Origin of the sequence: Sphingomonas sp. Leaf37 (assembly GCF_920939475.1) — a bacterium.
GTDB lineage: Bacteria > Pseudomonadota > Alphaproteobacteria > Sphingomonadales > Sphingomonadaceae > Sphingomonas.
This window is the reverse complement of record NZ_CAKLAX010000002.1, coordinates 857,773-872,914: the sequence shown is the minus strand read 5'-3', so window position 1 is coordinate 872,914 and position 15,142 is coordinate 857,773. Positions and strand designations below refer to the sequence as shown.

Here is a 15,142-nt window from a genome sequence, read left to right as displayed (position 1 = left end):
ATATGCCTCACGCCGTAGTGCAGTGCAGCTGTGCAGTATTCCCGCCTGCGTGCGGATGACAGGATCAGGCGACGCCCGGTGCCCCGCACCAGCAAAGGCGAACCGTGATCGAATGCTTATCGATCTTCAAGCATCGGCTAGCCGCCATAAGCGCAGCCTGTAACCGGATCGTGGTCCGAAGCCGCTCGCCGGGTGGCGAGCGGCTTGCGCGCCATGTCAGCGCTTGCCGACGCGCTGCTTGCGAGCGGCGTAGCGGGCATCGCGCGCTGCCTTCATCTCGGCTTCGGTCGGAATCTTGGGTTTGGCCTTGGCGGCGGCTTCGGCAGCGGCGAGGGCTGCCGCCTCGGCGGCGGCCTTCTTCTCGGCGATCGCCTGTTCGCGGGCGGCCTGCTTGTCCGCACGCGCCTGCGCGAGCGCGGCTTCCTTGGCTTCGGCGGCGGCCTTGCGCTCGGCGACGATCGCCGGGTCCATGGGGGGCTTGGCACGCAATTTGTCGAGCGCGGCCTGCTTGGCCTGGGCGGAAAGGGCGGCGCGCTCCTGGAACGTCTGGGGCTTGTAGGCTGGCATGTGGGTCGTGATGATCCTGTCGGTTCGGGCGAGTGACTCGCGAAGTGCGGGCCGGCTCGTAAGGGTCCGTTACAGCAGAACGCCCGAATTGCCAAAAACGTGCCCGGACGACGCGCCTCGCCTTGCGGCGCGGGCGGCTGTACGGGCGAGCTTTATGCATACGGGAGTGACGCTGCCATGACGCCGCGGGAATTGCTGGGGACTGCCGAGGTGCCGGGTGGCGAGCCGCTGCGGCTGTTCCGGCGGGGCGCGGACTTCATGATCGTGCTGGAACGCAACGAGCTGATGAACAGCCGGATGAGCGGGTCGGAAGAGGCGCTGGCGACGATGACGATCGATCGCTTGCGCAGTTCCGCCCCGCATCTGCTGGTCGGCGGTTACGGCATGGGGTTCACACTGCGGGCGGCGTTGGCGAAGCTGGGGCCGCAAGGGCGGGTGACTGTGGCCGAACTGGTGCCCGAGATCGTCGACTGGGCGCGAGGGCCGATGGTGGAGCTGACCGCGGGTTGCCTCGACGATTCCCGGGTGGCGGTGGAGTTCGGCGATGTCGCGGACGTGATCGCGGCGGGGCGGGGGACGTATGACGCGATTCTGCTGGATGTCGACAACGGCCCCGACGGGCTGGTGCGGCCGGTGAACGACCGGCTGTATTCGGCGCGGGGCCTGTCCATGGCACGGGCGGCGTTGCGGCCGGGCGGTGTGCTGGCGGTGTGGTCGGCTGCGAAGGATGCCGCGTTCGCCCGGCGGCTGCGCGAGGGCGGGTTCGATGTCGACGAAGTGACGGTGCGGGCGCGCAGCAACGGCAAGGGGCCGATGCATACGATCTGGTTCGCGACAGGGCGTTAAGTCCCACCCCTTCAGGGGAGGGGCTTCTTATTGCTACCTTACCCCGGCTCCCCAACGATCGTCTTCAGCTCCATGAAATCGGCGATACCGTATTTGCCGCCTTCGCGACCGTTGCCGGACTGCTTGTAGCCTCCGAAGGGCGTGCCGATCGTGCCGCTCCAGGCGTTGATCGTCACCAGTCCGGCGCGCAGTCGTGGTGCGATCTTCGCCGCGGCGGCGGGGTCGCCGGAGATGGCGGCGGACAAGCCGTATTCGGTTGCGTTGGCGAGGCGGATCGCCTCGTCCTGCGTCGTGTAGCGGGTGATCGTCGCGACCGGGCCGAACGTCTCCTCGCGCGCGATGCGCATGTCTGGCGTGACGTCGGCGAAAACCGTCGGGCGGATGTAATAGCCGGCGTTGCGCCCGTCGGGGCGTCCGGGCCCGCCCGTGACGAGGGTCGCGCCTTCGTCGATCGCAGACTGGATCAACGCCTGTATCTTGTCGAACTGGGCCTTGTTGACCACCGGTCCGATGTGCGCACCCATCTCGGCCGGATCGCCCACCGGTGTCGCTTCGAATATCGCCTTGGCGACGTGCTTCGCCTCGTCGATCTGGCTGTCGTGGACGAGCAGGCGGGTGGGGGCGATGCAGCTCTGGCCCGAATTGGCCAGCACGCCCTGCAACGTCGGCGGCAGGACGCTGGCGAGGTCGGCGCCCTCCAGCACGAGATTGGGAGCCTTGCCGCCAAGTTCCTGATGCACGCGCTTGACGGTGGCGGCGGCGGCCTGTGCGACCGCGATGCCGGCGCGGGTCGATCCGGTAAAGCTGACCATGTCGACGTCGCGATGGCTGGAGAGCGCCGCGCCGACGGTCGGCCCGTCGCCGTTGACGAGGTTGAAGACGCCCGCCGGCACTCCCGCTTCATGAAGGATTTCGGCGAGGATCATCGCACAACGCGGTGCTTCCTCCGACGGCTTCAGGATCATCGTATTGCCGCCGGCGATGGCGGGTGCAACCTTCGCGCAAATCTGGTTGAGCGGCCAGTTCCATGGGGTGATCATCGCGACGACGCCGACGGGTTCATGGACGACGCGTGCCTTGCCGACCTGTTCGGAGAAGGTGAATTCACGCAGGGCCTTGGCCGTCCCCATGATGTAGCCGAGTCCGGCGGGTGCCTGCGCCGCCTGTGCGAAGCCGATCGGGGCGCCCATTTCCTGGCTGACCGCTTTGGCGAGATCGGGGATGCGCGACTTGTAGGCCTCTATCACGCGGTCGAGCAGGTCGGCGCGTTCTTCGGGGCTGGTCTGTGAGAAGGTTTCGAAGGCGGTCCGCGCCGCGGCGACGGCCTTGTCGACATCGGCCCGCGTACCGAGTGTGATTTCCGTCACCGGCTGTTCGGTCGAGGGATCGATCACCTGATGCGCGGTGCCGCCTTCGCTCTCCACCCATGCGCCATCGATGTAGAATGTGAGGTGACTGTTCATCGCGTCGCTCTCCGTCGTTATGCTTTGCACCCGATGTGCGACGGCGACCGAAAGGTTGCAACCCGAAACGCGTGTCGGCGTTGGATCGGCGGTTTCGATGGAGTGACGGGCGATGGGTGAACGGGTGGCGCGGATCGCGCGGACCGGCGGGCCGGAAGTGATCGAGTGGGTCGACGTGGACCTGCCGCCGCCGGGACCCGGCGAGGTGCGGATGCGCCATCGTGCGGTCGGACTGAACTACATCGACACCTATCATCGCAGTGGCGTCTATCCGGTGGATTTGCCCGCCGGCCTCGGCAGCGAGGCGGCCGGTGTCGTCGAGGCGGTGGGGGCGGGCGTTACCGATGTCGCGATCGGCGATCGGGTCGGTACGTTCGGGCCGTCGCGCGGCGCCTATGCGACTGCGCGCAACGTCGCGGCGAACCAGTTGCTGCGCCTGCCCGACGATGTCGACGACCGGACCGCCGCCGCCTTGCTGTTGAAAGGCTGCACGACCGAGGCGCTGGTCGAGCGATGCGCGCGTGTGCAGGCGGGGCAGACGGTGCTGGTATGGGCCGCAGCGGGCGGCGTGGGGCAGTTGCTGGTCGGCTGGCTGAAGGCGATCGGCGCGACGGTGATCGGTACGGCAGGCCATGCGGACAAGGCCGACCACGCCCGTGCGGCCGGCGCGGATCATGTCATCCTTCACCGCGACGAAGATGTCGCAGTCCGGGTACGGGAGATCACCGGCGGGCGCGGCGTCGCCACGGTGTTCGACGGCGTCGGCATGGCGACATGGGAGGCGACGCTGGCAGCCACCGCACGCCGCGGCCTTGTCGTCAGTTACGGCAATGCCGGGGGACCGGTTAACGGCATCAACCTCGGCACGCTGGCGGCCAAGGGATCGCTGTTCGTCACGCGCCCGACGCTGTTCGACTATTATGTGACCGCGGAGGAGCGGACGGCCGGCGTCGAGCGGGTGTTTTCGATGCTGCGCAACGATGCGATCAGGCCGACGATCGGCCGCACGTTCGCGCTGGAGGATGCCGAGGCAGCGCACCGCGCGCTGGAGGCTGGCGAGACGCATGGGAGCAGCGTGTTCGACGTGTGAGCTGAGGCATATTGGCGGCAGATGACGCCTTTGTCATGGCGGCGACGCGATGCTGCCATCCATCCCGTCGCAATGGCGGGGCTGGAGTGTCGCCAATGTCCCAGCATCCCGTATTCTACGACGTCAGCGGCCGGCGAAAGCGGCGCTTCACCTTCGGCATCGTCGCTTTCGCGTTGCTGGTGTCGCTGTCGATCGCGGTGTTCGTGGTGTCGATCGGCGGGGTGCCCGCGGCGCCTTTGTTGCCGGTGGAGGCCGAACGCCCCGTATTCCATCGCCTCTCCGCGCCGCACGGGGTGATCCGGCGTGCCCGGCGCAATCTGGATGACTATGCCGCACGGCTGTTCGGCGGCCACGGCACGTCAAAGGCTGCGGCAAGCGGCAACCCGGCACTTGCGATCGCCTTTCATACGCCATGGGATCCGTCGAGCGCCGCCAGCCTCGGCCGGCATGTCGAGCAGCTCGACTGGGTGATCCCCGGCTGGGTATCCGTGACCGGCGCCGATCATCGTATCACGGTGTTCCGCGATCCGGCCGGCCGGGCGATCCTGAACCGCGCGGCGCATCGCCCGGTGATCGTTCCGATGATCCAGAACGCGATCGGCGGCGACTGGGACGGGAAGGGCACGGCGGCGCTGCTGGCCGATCCGCGTGCGCGCGGCGCGTTCCTAGATCGGCTGGTGCCGTGGCTTGCGGCGAATCATGCGGGCGGCGCCTTCTTCGATTTCGAAGACCTGCCAGCCTCCGCTCAGGGGCATTACCGCCTGTTCCTCAGCGAGGCGCGGCGACGGTTCGGCCCGCGTCGCTGGTCGGTGTCGATCGCCGCGCCGGTCGGCAACCCCGATTGGGACATGGCCGCCTACGCCCGCGTGACCGACAAGATCTTCCTGATGGCCTATGACGAGCATGAGACCGCCGGGCCAGCGGGGCCGATTGCCTCGCAACGCTGGTTCGCCGGGCAGGTGGCGAACGCCGCCCGCGGCATCCCGGCGGCGAAGCTGGTCGTGGCGATCGGCTCCTACGCCTATGACTGGCACGGGCGGGGCGGCGATGCGCTGGGCGTCGAGGAGGCATGGCAGGCCGCGCGGGAATCCGGCACCGTTCCGGTGTTCGACCGGGACAGCGGCAACAGCGGGTTCGCCTATGCCGAAGGCGGCGTGCGCCACGTCGTCTGGCTGCTCGACGCGGCATCGGCCTACAACCAGATCGATGTCCTGCACCGCGCCGGCGTAGGCAGCGTGGCATTGTGGCGGCTTGGATCGGAAGACCCGGGATTGTGGTCGATCTTCGGCCGCGATCATCGCGTACTGCCGCCGGTGGCGGCGATCGACGCAATTCCCGCCGGTACCGACGTCGATATCGAGGGAGCGGGCGAAATCCTCAAGATCGGCGCGACGTCCGTCGTCGGGGCACGGCGCGCGGTCGCCGGGCCGCACGGCGGTATCGTCGATATCCGCTTCGATCGCCTGCCATCGCCGTATGAGGTCGATCGGACCGGCTATCGGCACAAGCAACTGGCGCTGACCTTCGACGACGGACCCGACCCGACGTGGACGCCGCAGGTGCTCGAGGTGCTGAAGCGCGAGGGGGTGAAGGCGACCTTCTTCATCGTCGGCGAAAATGCGCTGACCCAGCGCTCGCTGCTGCAACGGATGGTCGCGGAGGGGCATGAGATCGGCAGCCATACCTATACGCATCCCAATCTGGCGAACGTGTCGGCGGGGCAGGTGCGGTTCGAACTCAACGCCAACCAGCGGCTGTTCCAGGCGTTCACCGGCCGATCGTTGCGGCTATTCCGTGCGCCCTACTTCGGCGATGCCGAACCGACGACTGCGGACGAGATCGGGCCGGCGTTGCAGGCGCAGCAGCGCGGCTACGTCTCGGTCGGGCTGCACGTCGATCCGGGCGACTGGAAGCGGCCGGGCGTGCAGGCGATCATCGACACCACGATCGCGCGGGTCACCAATGCTCCCGCGACCTGCGATGATTCGGCCGATGCGGATTGCAGCCGCAACGTCATCCTGCTGCACGACGCCGGTGGCAATCGCGCGCAGACCGTCGCCGCGCTGCCGGTGATCATCGATCGGCTCCGCGCGATGGGCTACAGCTTCGTGCCGGTTTCGACGCTTGCGGGCATTTCGCGCGATCAGGCGATGCCGGTGATCTCGTCGAGCGACCAGCTCGCCGCGCGGGCCGACCTCGCGCTGTTCATCACGCTCGGCGGGCTGGTGGTGGCGCTGCACTGGCTGTTCGGCATCGCGATCACCGTCGGCATCCTGCGCGCGCTCGCTTTGTCCGCGCTGGCACTGGTGCAGGCGCGGCGGGAGGGGCGGACGGTGTTCCCCGCGATCGATCCCGACCGGTTCGTAACGGTGATGATCCCCGCCTATAACGAGGAACGCGTGATCGAGCGGGCGGTGCGTGGCGTGCTCGCCAGCACCGAGGTGCAGATCGAAGTGATCGTGATCGACGACGGGTCAAAGGATGCGACGTCCGCCGTCGTCGCCGCCGCCTTCTCCGACGATCCACGCGTGCGGCTGCTGACGCTGGAGAATGGCGGCAAGGCGCGGGCGCTCAACACCGGGCTGGCGCTGGCCAAGGGCGAGATCGTCATCGCCCTCGACGCCGACACGCAGTTCGAACCGACGACGATCGCGCGGCTGGCGCGCTGGTTCGACGATCCGCAACTGGGCGCGGTGGCCGGCAACGCGAAGGTCGGCAACCGCGTCAATCTCGTCACCCGCTGGCAGGCGCTGGAATACATCACCGCGCAGAATCTGGAGCGCCGCGCCTTCGCCCGGCTGAACGCGATCACCGTGGTTCCCGGCGCAGTCGGCGCCTGGCGCCGTGCGGCGGTGGCGGCGGTCGGCGGCTATCCGCACGACACGCTGGCCGAGGATCAGGACCTCACCATCGCCATCCAGCGGGCCGGCTGGCGGGTGCAATACGATCAATATGCGGTCGCGTGGACCGAGGCACCCGAAACGATGCGTGCGCTCGCCAAGCAGCGTTTTCGCTGGGCATTCGGTACGCTGCAATGCCTGTGGAAGCACCGCTCCGCGATCGGCCGCAGTGCCCCGCGTGGGCTCGGCTGGGTCGGATTGCCGCAGGCGATCGTATTCCAGATCCTGCTCGCGGCGATCAGCCCGATCATCGACCTCGCGCTGCTGGTCAGCTTCGTCGTCACCTATCTCGACGTGCAAGCCCACGGCTGGGCGCAGACGAGCCACGACGTCTACACGATGCTGGCATTCTGGCTGGTCTTCACCGCGATCGACCTGCTCGCGGCGACGATCGCCTTCGCACTGGAACGCCGCGAGCGCTGGCGACTGCTCTGGCTGCTCATCCCGCAGCGGATCGGCTATCGGCAGGTGATGTATCACGTCGTGCTGAAGGCGATCGCGCAGGCGCTGCGCGGGCCGATGGTGGGCTGGGGAAAGCTGCAACGCACCGGGCGTGTGACGAGCGCGTGAGCGCACGATTTCTTTACCCACGGCTTGCTAGCAACCATGCATGGTGGAGAAATCAACGATCGCCGTTCTGGCTGGCGCTGGTGTCGTCGGGATCTTGGTCGGCGTGGGTACGGCCCCCACCACTCCCGGCAGTGCTTCACCCGTCGAAGCGGTGACGGCCGTGGTCAGTACCGCAGCAGTGGCGGCCGGGGTCAAGCGCGCCCGCGATCCGCAGCCGGGCGACCAATGGGGCGGCTGCAACGATGCGCGGGCAGCAGGAACGGCGCCGTTATATAGCGGAGAGCCCGGCTTTCGATCGGAGATGGACGGCGATGGCGACGGTATCGCGTGCGAGAATTACAGCGGCGGTTCGTCAGGGGGTGGAATGACGGGCGGGTTCCGGCGGCGCCGGTCACATTGACGGCGACGTCTCGCCGAGGCTGGCAATCCTTCGAATGAAGTGACGTCCGGGGGAAACCCGGATCGATTTATCGACCTGACGTTGTATACGGCGCGCTGGAGCCGCTTGCTCGCCCTGGAGCCGTCATGATCCGTCCGCTGCTGTCGATCCTCGTACTGCTGGTTGCCACGCCCGCCTTGGCGCAGAGCAAGCCTCCGCTGGTGCTCGCCGCCGCCAGCCTGCAGGAATCGATGACTGCCGCCGCCGATGCGTGGGCGAAGCAGGGACATCCCAAACCGGTCATCTCGTTCGCCGCCTCGTCCGCGCTGGCGCGTCAGGTAGAGGCCGGGGGCGATGCCGACCTGTTCGTCTCGGCGGATCAGGAGTGGATGGATGCGCTCGCCGCCAGGCGGTTGATCGTCGCGAACACGCGCGTGACCTTCCTCGGCAACCGGCTGGTGGTGGTCGCGGCGAAGGGCAATCCGGTGCGCATCCCCGTCCGTCCTCCCGCCGCGCTGGCGCGGGTGCTGGCCGCGGGTCCGCTGGCGATGGCGGACGCCCCGGTGCCGGCGGGTCGCTATGCGGAGGCGGCGCTGCGCACGCTCGGCGTCTGGGCTGCGGTCGCGCCCAAGGTGGTGCGCGGCGATAGCGTGCGGGCGGCGCTGACTCTGGTCGAGCGCGGTGCCGCGCCGCTCGGGATCGTCTACGCCACCGACGCCAGGGCATCGCGGATGGTACGCATCGCCGGTGTGTTCCCCGCGGCGAGCCATCCGCCGATCACCTATCCGGTCGCGCGGCTGGCGAGTTCGCGCAATCCCGAGGGTGAGGCGTTCCGCCGCTTCCTGATCAGCGCGAGGGGCAAGGCGGTCTTCGCCCGCTACGGGTTCACCGCCCGCTGATGCTCACCCCGGACGAATGGACGATCGTCGCGCTGTCGCTGAAGATCGGTGGCGTGGCGATGCTGGTGGTGCTGCCGATCGCCTTCGCGCTCGCGTGGGCGCTGGCGCGGGTGCGCTTCCCGGGCAAGCTGTTGCTGGATGCGATCGTGCACCTGCCGCTGGTGGTGCCACCGGTGGTGACCGGCTGGGTGCTGCTGCTGGCATTCGGACCCGCCGGACCGATCGGCAACCTGCTGGATCGCTGGTTCGGTGTCACCGTCCTGTTCCGCTGGACCGGCGCGGCGATCGCAGCGGGGATCATGGCGCTGCCACTGATGGTGCGCGCGATGCGGCTGTCGATCGAAGCGGTGGACCGCCGACTGGAGAACGCCGCCCGGACGCTGGGTGCAGGGCCATGGCGGGTGTTCTGGACGCTGACGCTGCCGCTCAGCCTGCCCGGCCTCCTGGCAGGCATGGTGCTGGGCTTCGCGCGGTCGATCGGGGAGTTCGGCGCGACGATCACCTTCGTTTCCAACGTGCCGGGCCAGACGCAGACGCTGCCGCTGGCGATCTATTCCGCGTTGCAGCAGCCCGGGGCGGAGGCGATGGTCTGGCGGTTGTCGGCGATTTCCGTGGCGCTCAGTCTGTTTGCGCTGATCGCGTCGGAATTGCTGACGCGGCGGGTACGACGGGGGCTGCATGTCCTTTGATATCCGCGTCGACAAGCGGCTGGGCGAGGCCTCGGTGTCGCTCGACCTGACGGCGGGCGAGGGGCTGACCGTGTTGTTCGGGCCTTCCGGGATCGGCAAGACGAGCATACTGAACATGGTCGCCGGATTGCTGTGCCCCGATACCGGGCGGATTGCGGTGGCCGGGCGGGAGCTGTTCGATGCCGCGACCGGTGTGAACGTGCCACCGCAGCGGCGGCGAGCGGGCTATGTTTTTCAGGAACCGCGCCTCTTCCCGCATCGGCGGGTCCGGGCGAACCTGCTGTACGGTGCGTCCGACGGCGCGGGGCTGGCCGGGGTGGTTGCGATGCTGGGCATCGGTCACCTGCTCGATCGCTGGCCGCGGACGCTGTCGGGTGGCGAGGCGCGGCGGGTGGCGATCGGGCGTGCGCTGCTGAGCGACCCTGCGTTCCTGCTGCTCGACGAACCCCTGTCCTCGCTGGATCGCGCGCGACGTGGCGAGATCATGACCGCGATCGAGCGCGTCCGCGACGAGGCCGGACTTCCGATCCTGATGGTAACGCACGACCCCGAAGAAGCGGAACGACTGGCAACCCGCATCGTACAGGTCTGAAATCTACCTAATTCCTCCCCCGCAAGGGGGAGGTGGCGCGCTCGCCAGAGCGTGACGGAGGGGGAGGTAAGCAGCGCACTTCATCACGGAATACGGGTCAGGAATTCAAAGCAGCTCGAATTCCTTGCGCTCGCCTCCCGCGGAACTCGTCGCCACCCACACGTGGAACGTCCCCGGCTCGACCACCCACTTGCCGTCTATCCAGAAGCGCAGGTCATCCCGCGCCAGCGTGAACTGCACCTGTTTCGACTGGCCGGGCGCCAGCGCAACCCGCTGGAACCCCTTCAACTCCCGGATCGGTCGCGTGTGGCTGGCGACGACGTCGTGGATGTAGAGCTGCACCACCTCGTCACCGGCGCGCTGCCCGGTGTTGGCGACGGTTGCCGTTACCGCGATGCGATCGGTCATCTGCGTCGGCACGACGATGTTCGACACGGCGAAACGCGTGTAGCTGAGGCCGTGACCGAACGGGTACAGCGCCTCGTTCCGTGTTTCGCGATAGCGCGCCTTGTATTCGGACAACGGACCATCGGGCTGCGGCCGGCCGGTGACCTTGTGATTGTAGAAATACGGCTCCTGCCCGCTGTAGACCGGGAAGCTTGCCGATAATTTGGCGGACGGATTGACGTCGCCGAACAGCACGTCGGCGATGGCGTTGCCGCTTTCCGAGCCGAGGAACCAGGTCGCGAGGATCGCCGGCGCGGTCTTCACCGCGCCCTCCAGCGCCATTGCGCGACCGTGGCGGAGCAATACCACGACCGGCTTGCCGGTGGCTGCGATCGCCTCGGCCAGCGCCATCTGCGCGTCCGGCACGGTGATCTCCACCCGCGCCTGCGCCTCGCCCGACATCAACTGCGTCTCGCCGACTGCGAGCAGCACGACGTCGGCGCCCTGCGCCGCGGCGACCGCAGCCTCGATCCCGCCGGGGATCGCGGCCTCGACGTCCGATCCCTTCACCACCGTCACGTTCGCCTTGCGGTTGCGCAGGCCGGCGGCGATCGAGACGTTGAGCTTGGCGTCCGCCATGAATGCCCAGGTGCCGACGACATTCTCGACATCCTCGGCAAACGGCCCGACCAGCGCGATCTTCGCCGTCTTCGCCAGCGGCAGCACGTCGCCCTCGTTCTTCAGCAACACGATCGATCGCGCGCCGGCCTCCCGGCTGAGCTTGAGCATTGCCGGCGTGGAGACGCTGGTCCGCTCCGCCTTCTGGCTGACCGAACGATAGGGATTGTCGAACAGCCCGATCTGCTCCTTCAGGTGCAGCACCCGCCGGACGCCCTCGTCGAGCCTTGCGACTGGCACCTCCCCCTTCTCGACCAGATCGGGGAGCCATTTGTTGAACAGGTCGGACTGCATCGCCATGTCCATGCCGGCCATGAACGCCTTCCTGGCGGCATCGCGGCCGTCCTTGGCGTAGCCGTGCGCGATCAGTTCCTCGTCCGCGGTATAGTCGCCGACGACCATGCCGCCGAACTTCCATTCGCCCCGCAGCAGGTCGGTCATCAGCCAGCGATTGCCCGATGCCGGAACGCCGTCGATGTCGTTGAATGCGCTCATCAGCGTCGCGACACCGGCGTCCACCGCCGCCCTGAACGGCGCGAGATGCACCTCATGCAGCGTCGACGGGCTGATCTCGGTAAAATTATACTCCATGCCCCCCGACACCGCGCCATAAGCGGCGAAATGCTTGGCGCAGGCGGCGACACGGGTCGCATCCTTCAGGTTTTCACCCTGGAAACCGCGAACGCGTGCGACGCCCAGCAGCGTGCCGAGATAGGGGTCCTCGCCCGACCCTTCCGCGACGCGGCCCCAGCGTTGGTCGCGCGCCACGTCGACCATCGGTGCGAAGGTCCAGTGGATGCCCAGCGCCGTGCTTTCCAGCGCCGCCGCCCGCGCCGTACGCATCGCGAGATCGGGATCGAAGGCGCAGGCTTCGGCGATCGGCAGCGGGTATGCGGTGCGCAGGCCGTGGATGACGTCGCCGGCGAAGATCAGCGGGATCTTCAGCCGCGTCTGCATCGCCGCGTCCTGCGCCGCCTTTGCCCCCGCATAGCCGACACCATTGAACAGCATGCCGATCGCGCCGGTCTTGATCCGCGCGAGCTGTTCGTTCGCGCCGCCGCTGGCGAGACCCGGGTTGAACGGCACGCCGATCGGGCGGATCTGGTCGGAGAAGCAGGACAGCTGCCCGGCCTTTTCCTGCGGAGTCATCGTCGCGATCAGGCTCTCGATCCTGTCGCTTTGCGCGAACACCGGTGCGCCGAGCGTCAGCCCGGCAATGGTCGCGCCGCCGCTGAGGATCTGACGACGATCGAGGATGGCGGGCATGTCGGTGTCTCCTGCACGTATCTGTCTTGCCCGAAGCGGCTATACCCCGCGCCAGCCGAGGGCAACCATCCTGCCGCGTGTCCGGACGGCGGAATTGCGACCGAATCTTCGCCCGACCAACGCTTCGCCAAGTTTCCGCCCGAATGTGACGTCAGGTTGCGAATGTCGCCCGGTAGATCGACCGGTGGCATGGGGGTTGGGGAGCGGGACGATGCTGAAACGATGGCATTGGCTCGCGGGAGCGGCCGCACTGGCCTTGCCGGCCGGCGGCGCGGCGCAGGACATGGCGCCGACCCCGGATACCCCGCCATCGTCGACGCGGGACGATATCGTCATCACCGGCAAGCGACTGCCCGGGTCGGTGATCGGTGATGCCGAACCGGTGGCGGTGCTGGATGCGGCTGCGATGCAGGCGATGGGCGTCACCAACCTGACGGACATGCTGCGCCTGCTGAAACCGTTGACCACGTCGGCGAACGGTAGCGAACCGGTGTTCCTGCTCAACGGGCGGCGCGTCTCGGGCTATGGTGAAATCCAGTCGCTGCCCCCCGAAGCGATGGAGCGCACCGAGATATTGCCGGAGGTCGAAGCGGCACGGCTCGGCTTTCCGTCCACGGTGCGCGTCGTCAACTTCATCACGAAAAAGCATTTCTCCGCCCTGACGCTGGAGGAGGGGGCGGGGACGACGACGGACGGCGGCGGCGGCATCGCGTTGCTGCAATTCGGATCGACCCGGATCGAGGGGCCGGCACGCCAGTCGTTGACGATCGCCTACGATCGGCAGGACCCGCTGCTCGCCTCGCGGCGGCCGGTCTTTCCGGATGCCGGCAGCCTGTTCGATATCGTCGGCAACATCGGTCCGGCCGGCGGCGGCAGCATCGACCCGGCGCTGGACGCGCTGGCCGGGCGCGCGGTGACGAGCGCAGCGGTGCCCGTCGACCGTGCGATTAGGGGAACGCTCGCCGGGTATGCATCCGGCGCCAACACGCCGCGCGTCACCGACCTCGCACCGTTCCAGTCCATCCCCGGCCGGGATACCCTGAAGGTCGACGGAACGCATGCGATGCCGATCGGCCGGTCGGTGACGGCATCGCTCAACCTGACGATGGAGGCGAAGCGGGGATTGGGGCTGAGCGGGCTGCCACGCATGCTGCTGCGCGTGCCGGCGGGCAATCCGGCATCGCCGTTCGGACGTGACGTGTTGCTCTACCGCTATGTCGAGGAGGCCGGCCCGCTGTTGCAGCGGACGCGCAATCTCGATCTGCATGCCGGCAGCACGTTTCAGGGCCGCCTCAAACGCTGGGAATGGTCGGTCACGGGCAATTACGATCGGTCGCGGTCCGATGCCGCAGTGGATCAGGGGCTGGTGGCGGATGCGAGGCAGGCGGCGATCGCTGCCGGCGGCGATCCGTTCGCGCCATTCACGCCTGCCGAGATCACGAACCGTATCGTCGATCGCAGCCGAACCGTGACGAACACCTATTCCGTAAAGGCCAATGCGAACGGCAAGGCCTTCGCATTGCCCGCAGGCGACGCCCGGATGACGGTGACGGGCGATTATGCCCGCTCGGCCAGCCGCGGATCGCTGGTCGGCGCCAGCGGGCCGGCACGCGATTTCGCGCGCGCCGTGCGGGGCGCGAGCGTCAATCTCGACATACCGCTCGCTTCGGCCGACAGGGGCGTGCTCGACCGGATCGGATCGCTGTCGGCGAACGGCACGATCGGGTTATCTTCGGTATCGGATTACGGCAGTCTGGTGAGCGGCAACGCCGGCGTCACGTGGACGCCGCGCGGCCCCGTTCAGATCACCGCGTCGGTCACGGTCACGCAGCTGCCGCCCGCGATCGGTATTCTCACCACACCGGTCGTGACGGTACCCAATGCCCCGTATTTCGACTTCGTGACCGGCGACAGCGCGCTGGTGACGGTGGTGACCGGTGGTAATGCAGACCTGATCCCCGAGCGCCGGCGGACCAGCACGGTCGGTGCATCGTGGAAGCCGATGAAGACCAAGGAAGTCCGCTTCAACCTGGACTATACGGAAACGCGGATCGAGGGGCAGACCGCCTATCTGCAAGCTGTGACGCCGACGTTGCAGGCGGCGTTTCCCGATCGCTTCGTCCGGGACGCGGCAGGGCGGTTGCAGTCGGTCGATCTGCGGCCGGTCAACCTGACGCGCGAGACCGATCGCAAGGTGCAGGGCAGGGTATCGCTGTGGCTGCCGGTGGGTCCGGCGCCCAAGCCCGCCGCCGGTGCGCCCGCCAGGGACGCGCCGCCGCCGCCGCCACCGAAGCCGCGCCCGATGATCTATGGTTTCGGTTCGGTGACCGCCAGGCTGGACGACCGGCTGGTGTTGCGGCCGGGGCAGCCCGAACTCGATCTGCTCGATGGCGATACGCTGGATGGCAGCGGCGGACGCTCCCGCTATGAGGCGCAGGGCAATCTCGGCGGGTCCTACGGGCCGGTGCAGGGCGGGTTCTATGCGCAATGGCAGGGCCCGACGCGGATCCGTAGCGACATCGCGGCATCCGACCTGCGTTTTTCGGCCAAGATGTTCGTCGGGCTGTATTCGACGATCGACGCCGCGCGATTGGCCCCGCGTGCCGGCTGGGCGAAGAAGATGACGTTCCAGCTCAACGTGCAGAACATCTTCAACGACCGGATCGCCGTGCGCGACCGCAACGGGACGGTGCCGTACCGATTCCAGCCGGCGTTTCTCGATCCCTACGGACGGATCGTGCGGCTGTCGGTGCGGAAGCTGTTCTGACGATCGCGTGCTGGCGATCAGCCGGCATCGCTCCGTACCCAAACGCCTG

At 68.0% G+C, this 15,142-nt stretch carries 11 protein-coding genes; 8 read left to right on the top strand and 3 right to left on the bottom strand.

Annotation, left to right across the window (positions count from 1 at the left end):
- Window positions 1–216: 216 nt before the first annotated feature.
- Window positions 217–567 (bottom strand): DUF6481 family protein, encoded by a 351-nt coding sequence (locus tag LRA87_RS09550; protein WP_230631122.1) that lies wholly within the window; start codon window positions 565–567, stop codon window positions 217–219.
- Between the two features lie 177 nt (window positions 568–744).
- On the opposite strand from LRA87_RS09550, the gene LRA87_RS09545 reads away from it, so the two are divergent.
- Window positions 745–1,413: a spermidine synthase gene (locus tag LRA87_RS09545; RefSeq protein ID WP_230631121.1), complete on the top strand. Its 669-nt coding sequence runs from the start codon at window positions 745–747 to the stop codon at window positions 1,411–1,413.
- Window positions 1,414–1,451: 38 nt separating this feature from the next.
- Here LRA87_RS09545 and LRA87_RS09540 read toward each other — a convergent pair whose 3' ends face one another.
- Window positions 1,452–2,876, bottom strand: a complete 1,425-nt coding sequence (locus LRA87_RS09540; protein ID WP_230631120.1) for an aldehyde dehydrogenase family protein — start codon at window positions 2,874–2,876, stop codon at window positions 1,452–1,454.
- A gap of 112 nt (window positions 2,877–2,988) precedes the next feature.
- Between LRA87_RS09540 and LRA87_RS09535 the strand changes: the two genes are divergently transcribed.
- The 6 genes from LRA87_RS09535 to LRA87_RS09510 all read left to right on the top strand — a co-directional run bounded on the left by LRA87_RS09535 (window position 2,989) and on the right by LRA87_RS09510 (window position 9,995).
- A complete protein-coding gene (locus LRA87_RS09535; RefSeq protein ID WP_230631119.1) occupies window positions 2,989–3,966 on the top strand; it encodes a quinone oxidoreductase family protein in 978 nt (325 codons plus the stop codon).
- A gap of 95 nt (window positions 3,967–4,061) precedes the next feature.
- Entirely contained in the window at window positions 4,062–7,436 is a 3,375-nt protein-coding gene (locus tag LRA87_RS09530) for a glycosyltransferase (RefSeq protein WP_230631118.1), read from the top strand.
- Window positions 7,437–7,476: 40 nt separating this feature from the next.
- The gene (locus tag LRA87_RS09525) at window positions 7,477–7,836 is read left to right on the top strand and encodes an excalibur calcium-binding domain-containing protein (RefSeq protein ID WP_230631117.1); all 360 of its coding nucleotides are present in this window, start codon (window positions 7,477–7,479) and stop codon (window positions 7,834–7,836) included.
- 125 nt (window positions 7,837–7,961) lie between these two features.
- Entirely contained in the window at window positions 7,962–8,714 is a 753-nt protein-coding gene (gene modA / locus LRA87_RS09520; protein WP_230631116.1) for a molybdate ABC transporter substrate-binding protein, read from the top strand.
- A complete protein-coding gene (gene modB / locus LRA87_RS09515; RefSeq protein WP_230631115.1) occupies window positions 8,714–9,403 on the top strand; it encodes a molybdate ABC transporter permease subunit in 690 nt (229 codons plus the stop codon). The genes modA and modB overlap by 1 nt, the downstream gene beginning before the upstream one ends.
- Window positions 9,393–9,995 carry an ATP-binding cassette domain-containing protein gene (locus LRA87_RS09510; RefSeq protein WP_230631114.1) on the top strand — a complete coding sequence of 201 codons (603 nt, stop codon included), beginning with the start codon at window positions 9,393–9,395 and terminating at the stop codon, window positions 9,993–9,995. Before modB ends, LRA87_RS09510 begins: the two co-directional genes overlap by 11 nt.
- Before the next feature lie 105 nt (window positions 9,996–10,100).
- Here the strand turns inward: LRA87_RS09510 and LRA87_RS09505 are convergent, their stop codons facing one another.
- Window positions 10,101–12,326, bottom strand: coding sequence for a glycoside hydrolase family 3 N-terminal domain-containing protein (locus tag LRA87_RS09505; RefSeq protein ID WP_230631113.1), 2,226 nt, complete (start codon window positions 12,324–12,326; stop codon window positions 10,101–10,103).
- Window positions 12,327–12,537: 211 nt separating this feature from the next.
- Between LRA87_RS09505 and LRA87_RS09500 the strand changes: the two genes are divergently transcribed.
- Window positions 12,538–15,093: a TonB-dependent receptor domain-containing protein gene (locus LRA87_RS09500; protein ID WP_230631112.1), complete on the top strand. Its 2,556-nt coding sequence runs from the start codon at window positions 12,538–12,540 to the stop codon at window positions 15,091–15,093.
- Window positions 15,094–15,142 lie beyond the last annotated feature (49 nt).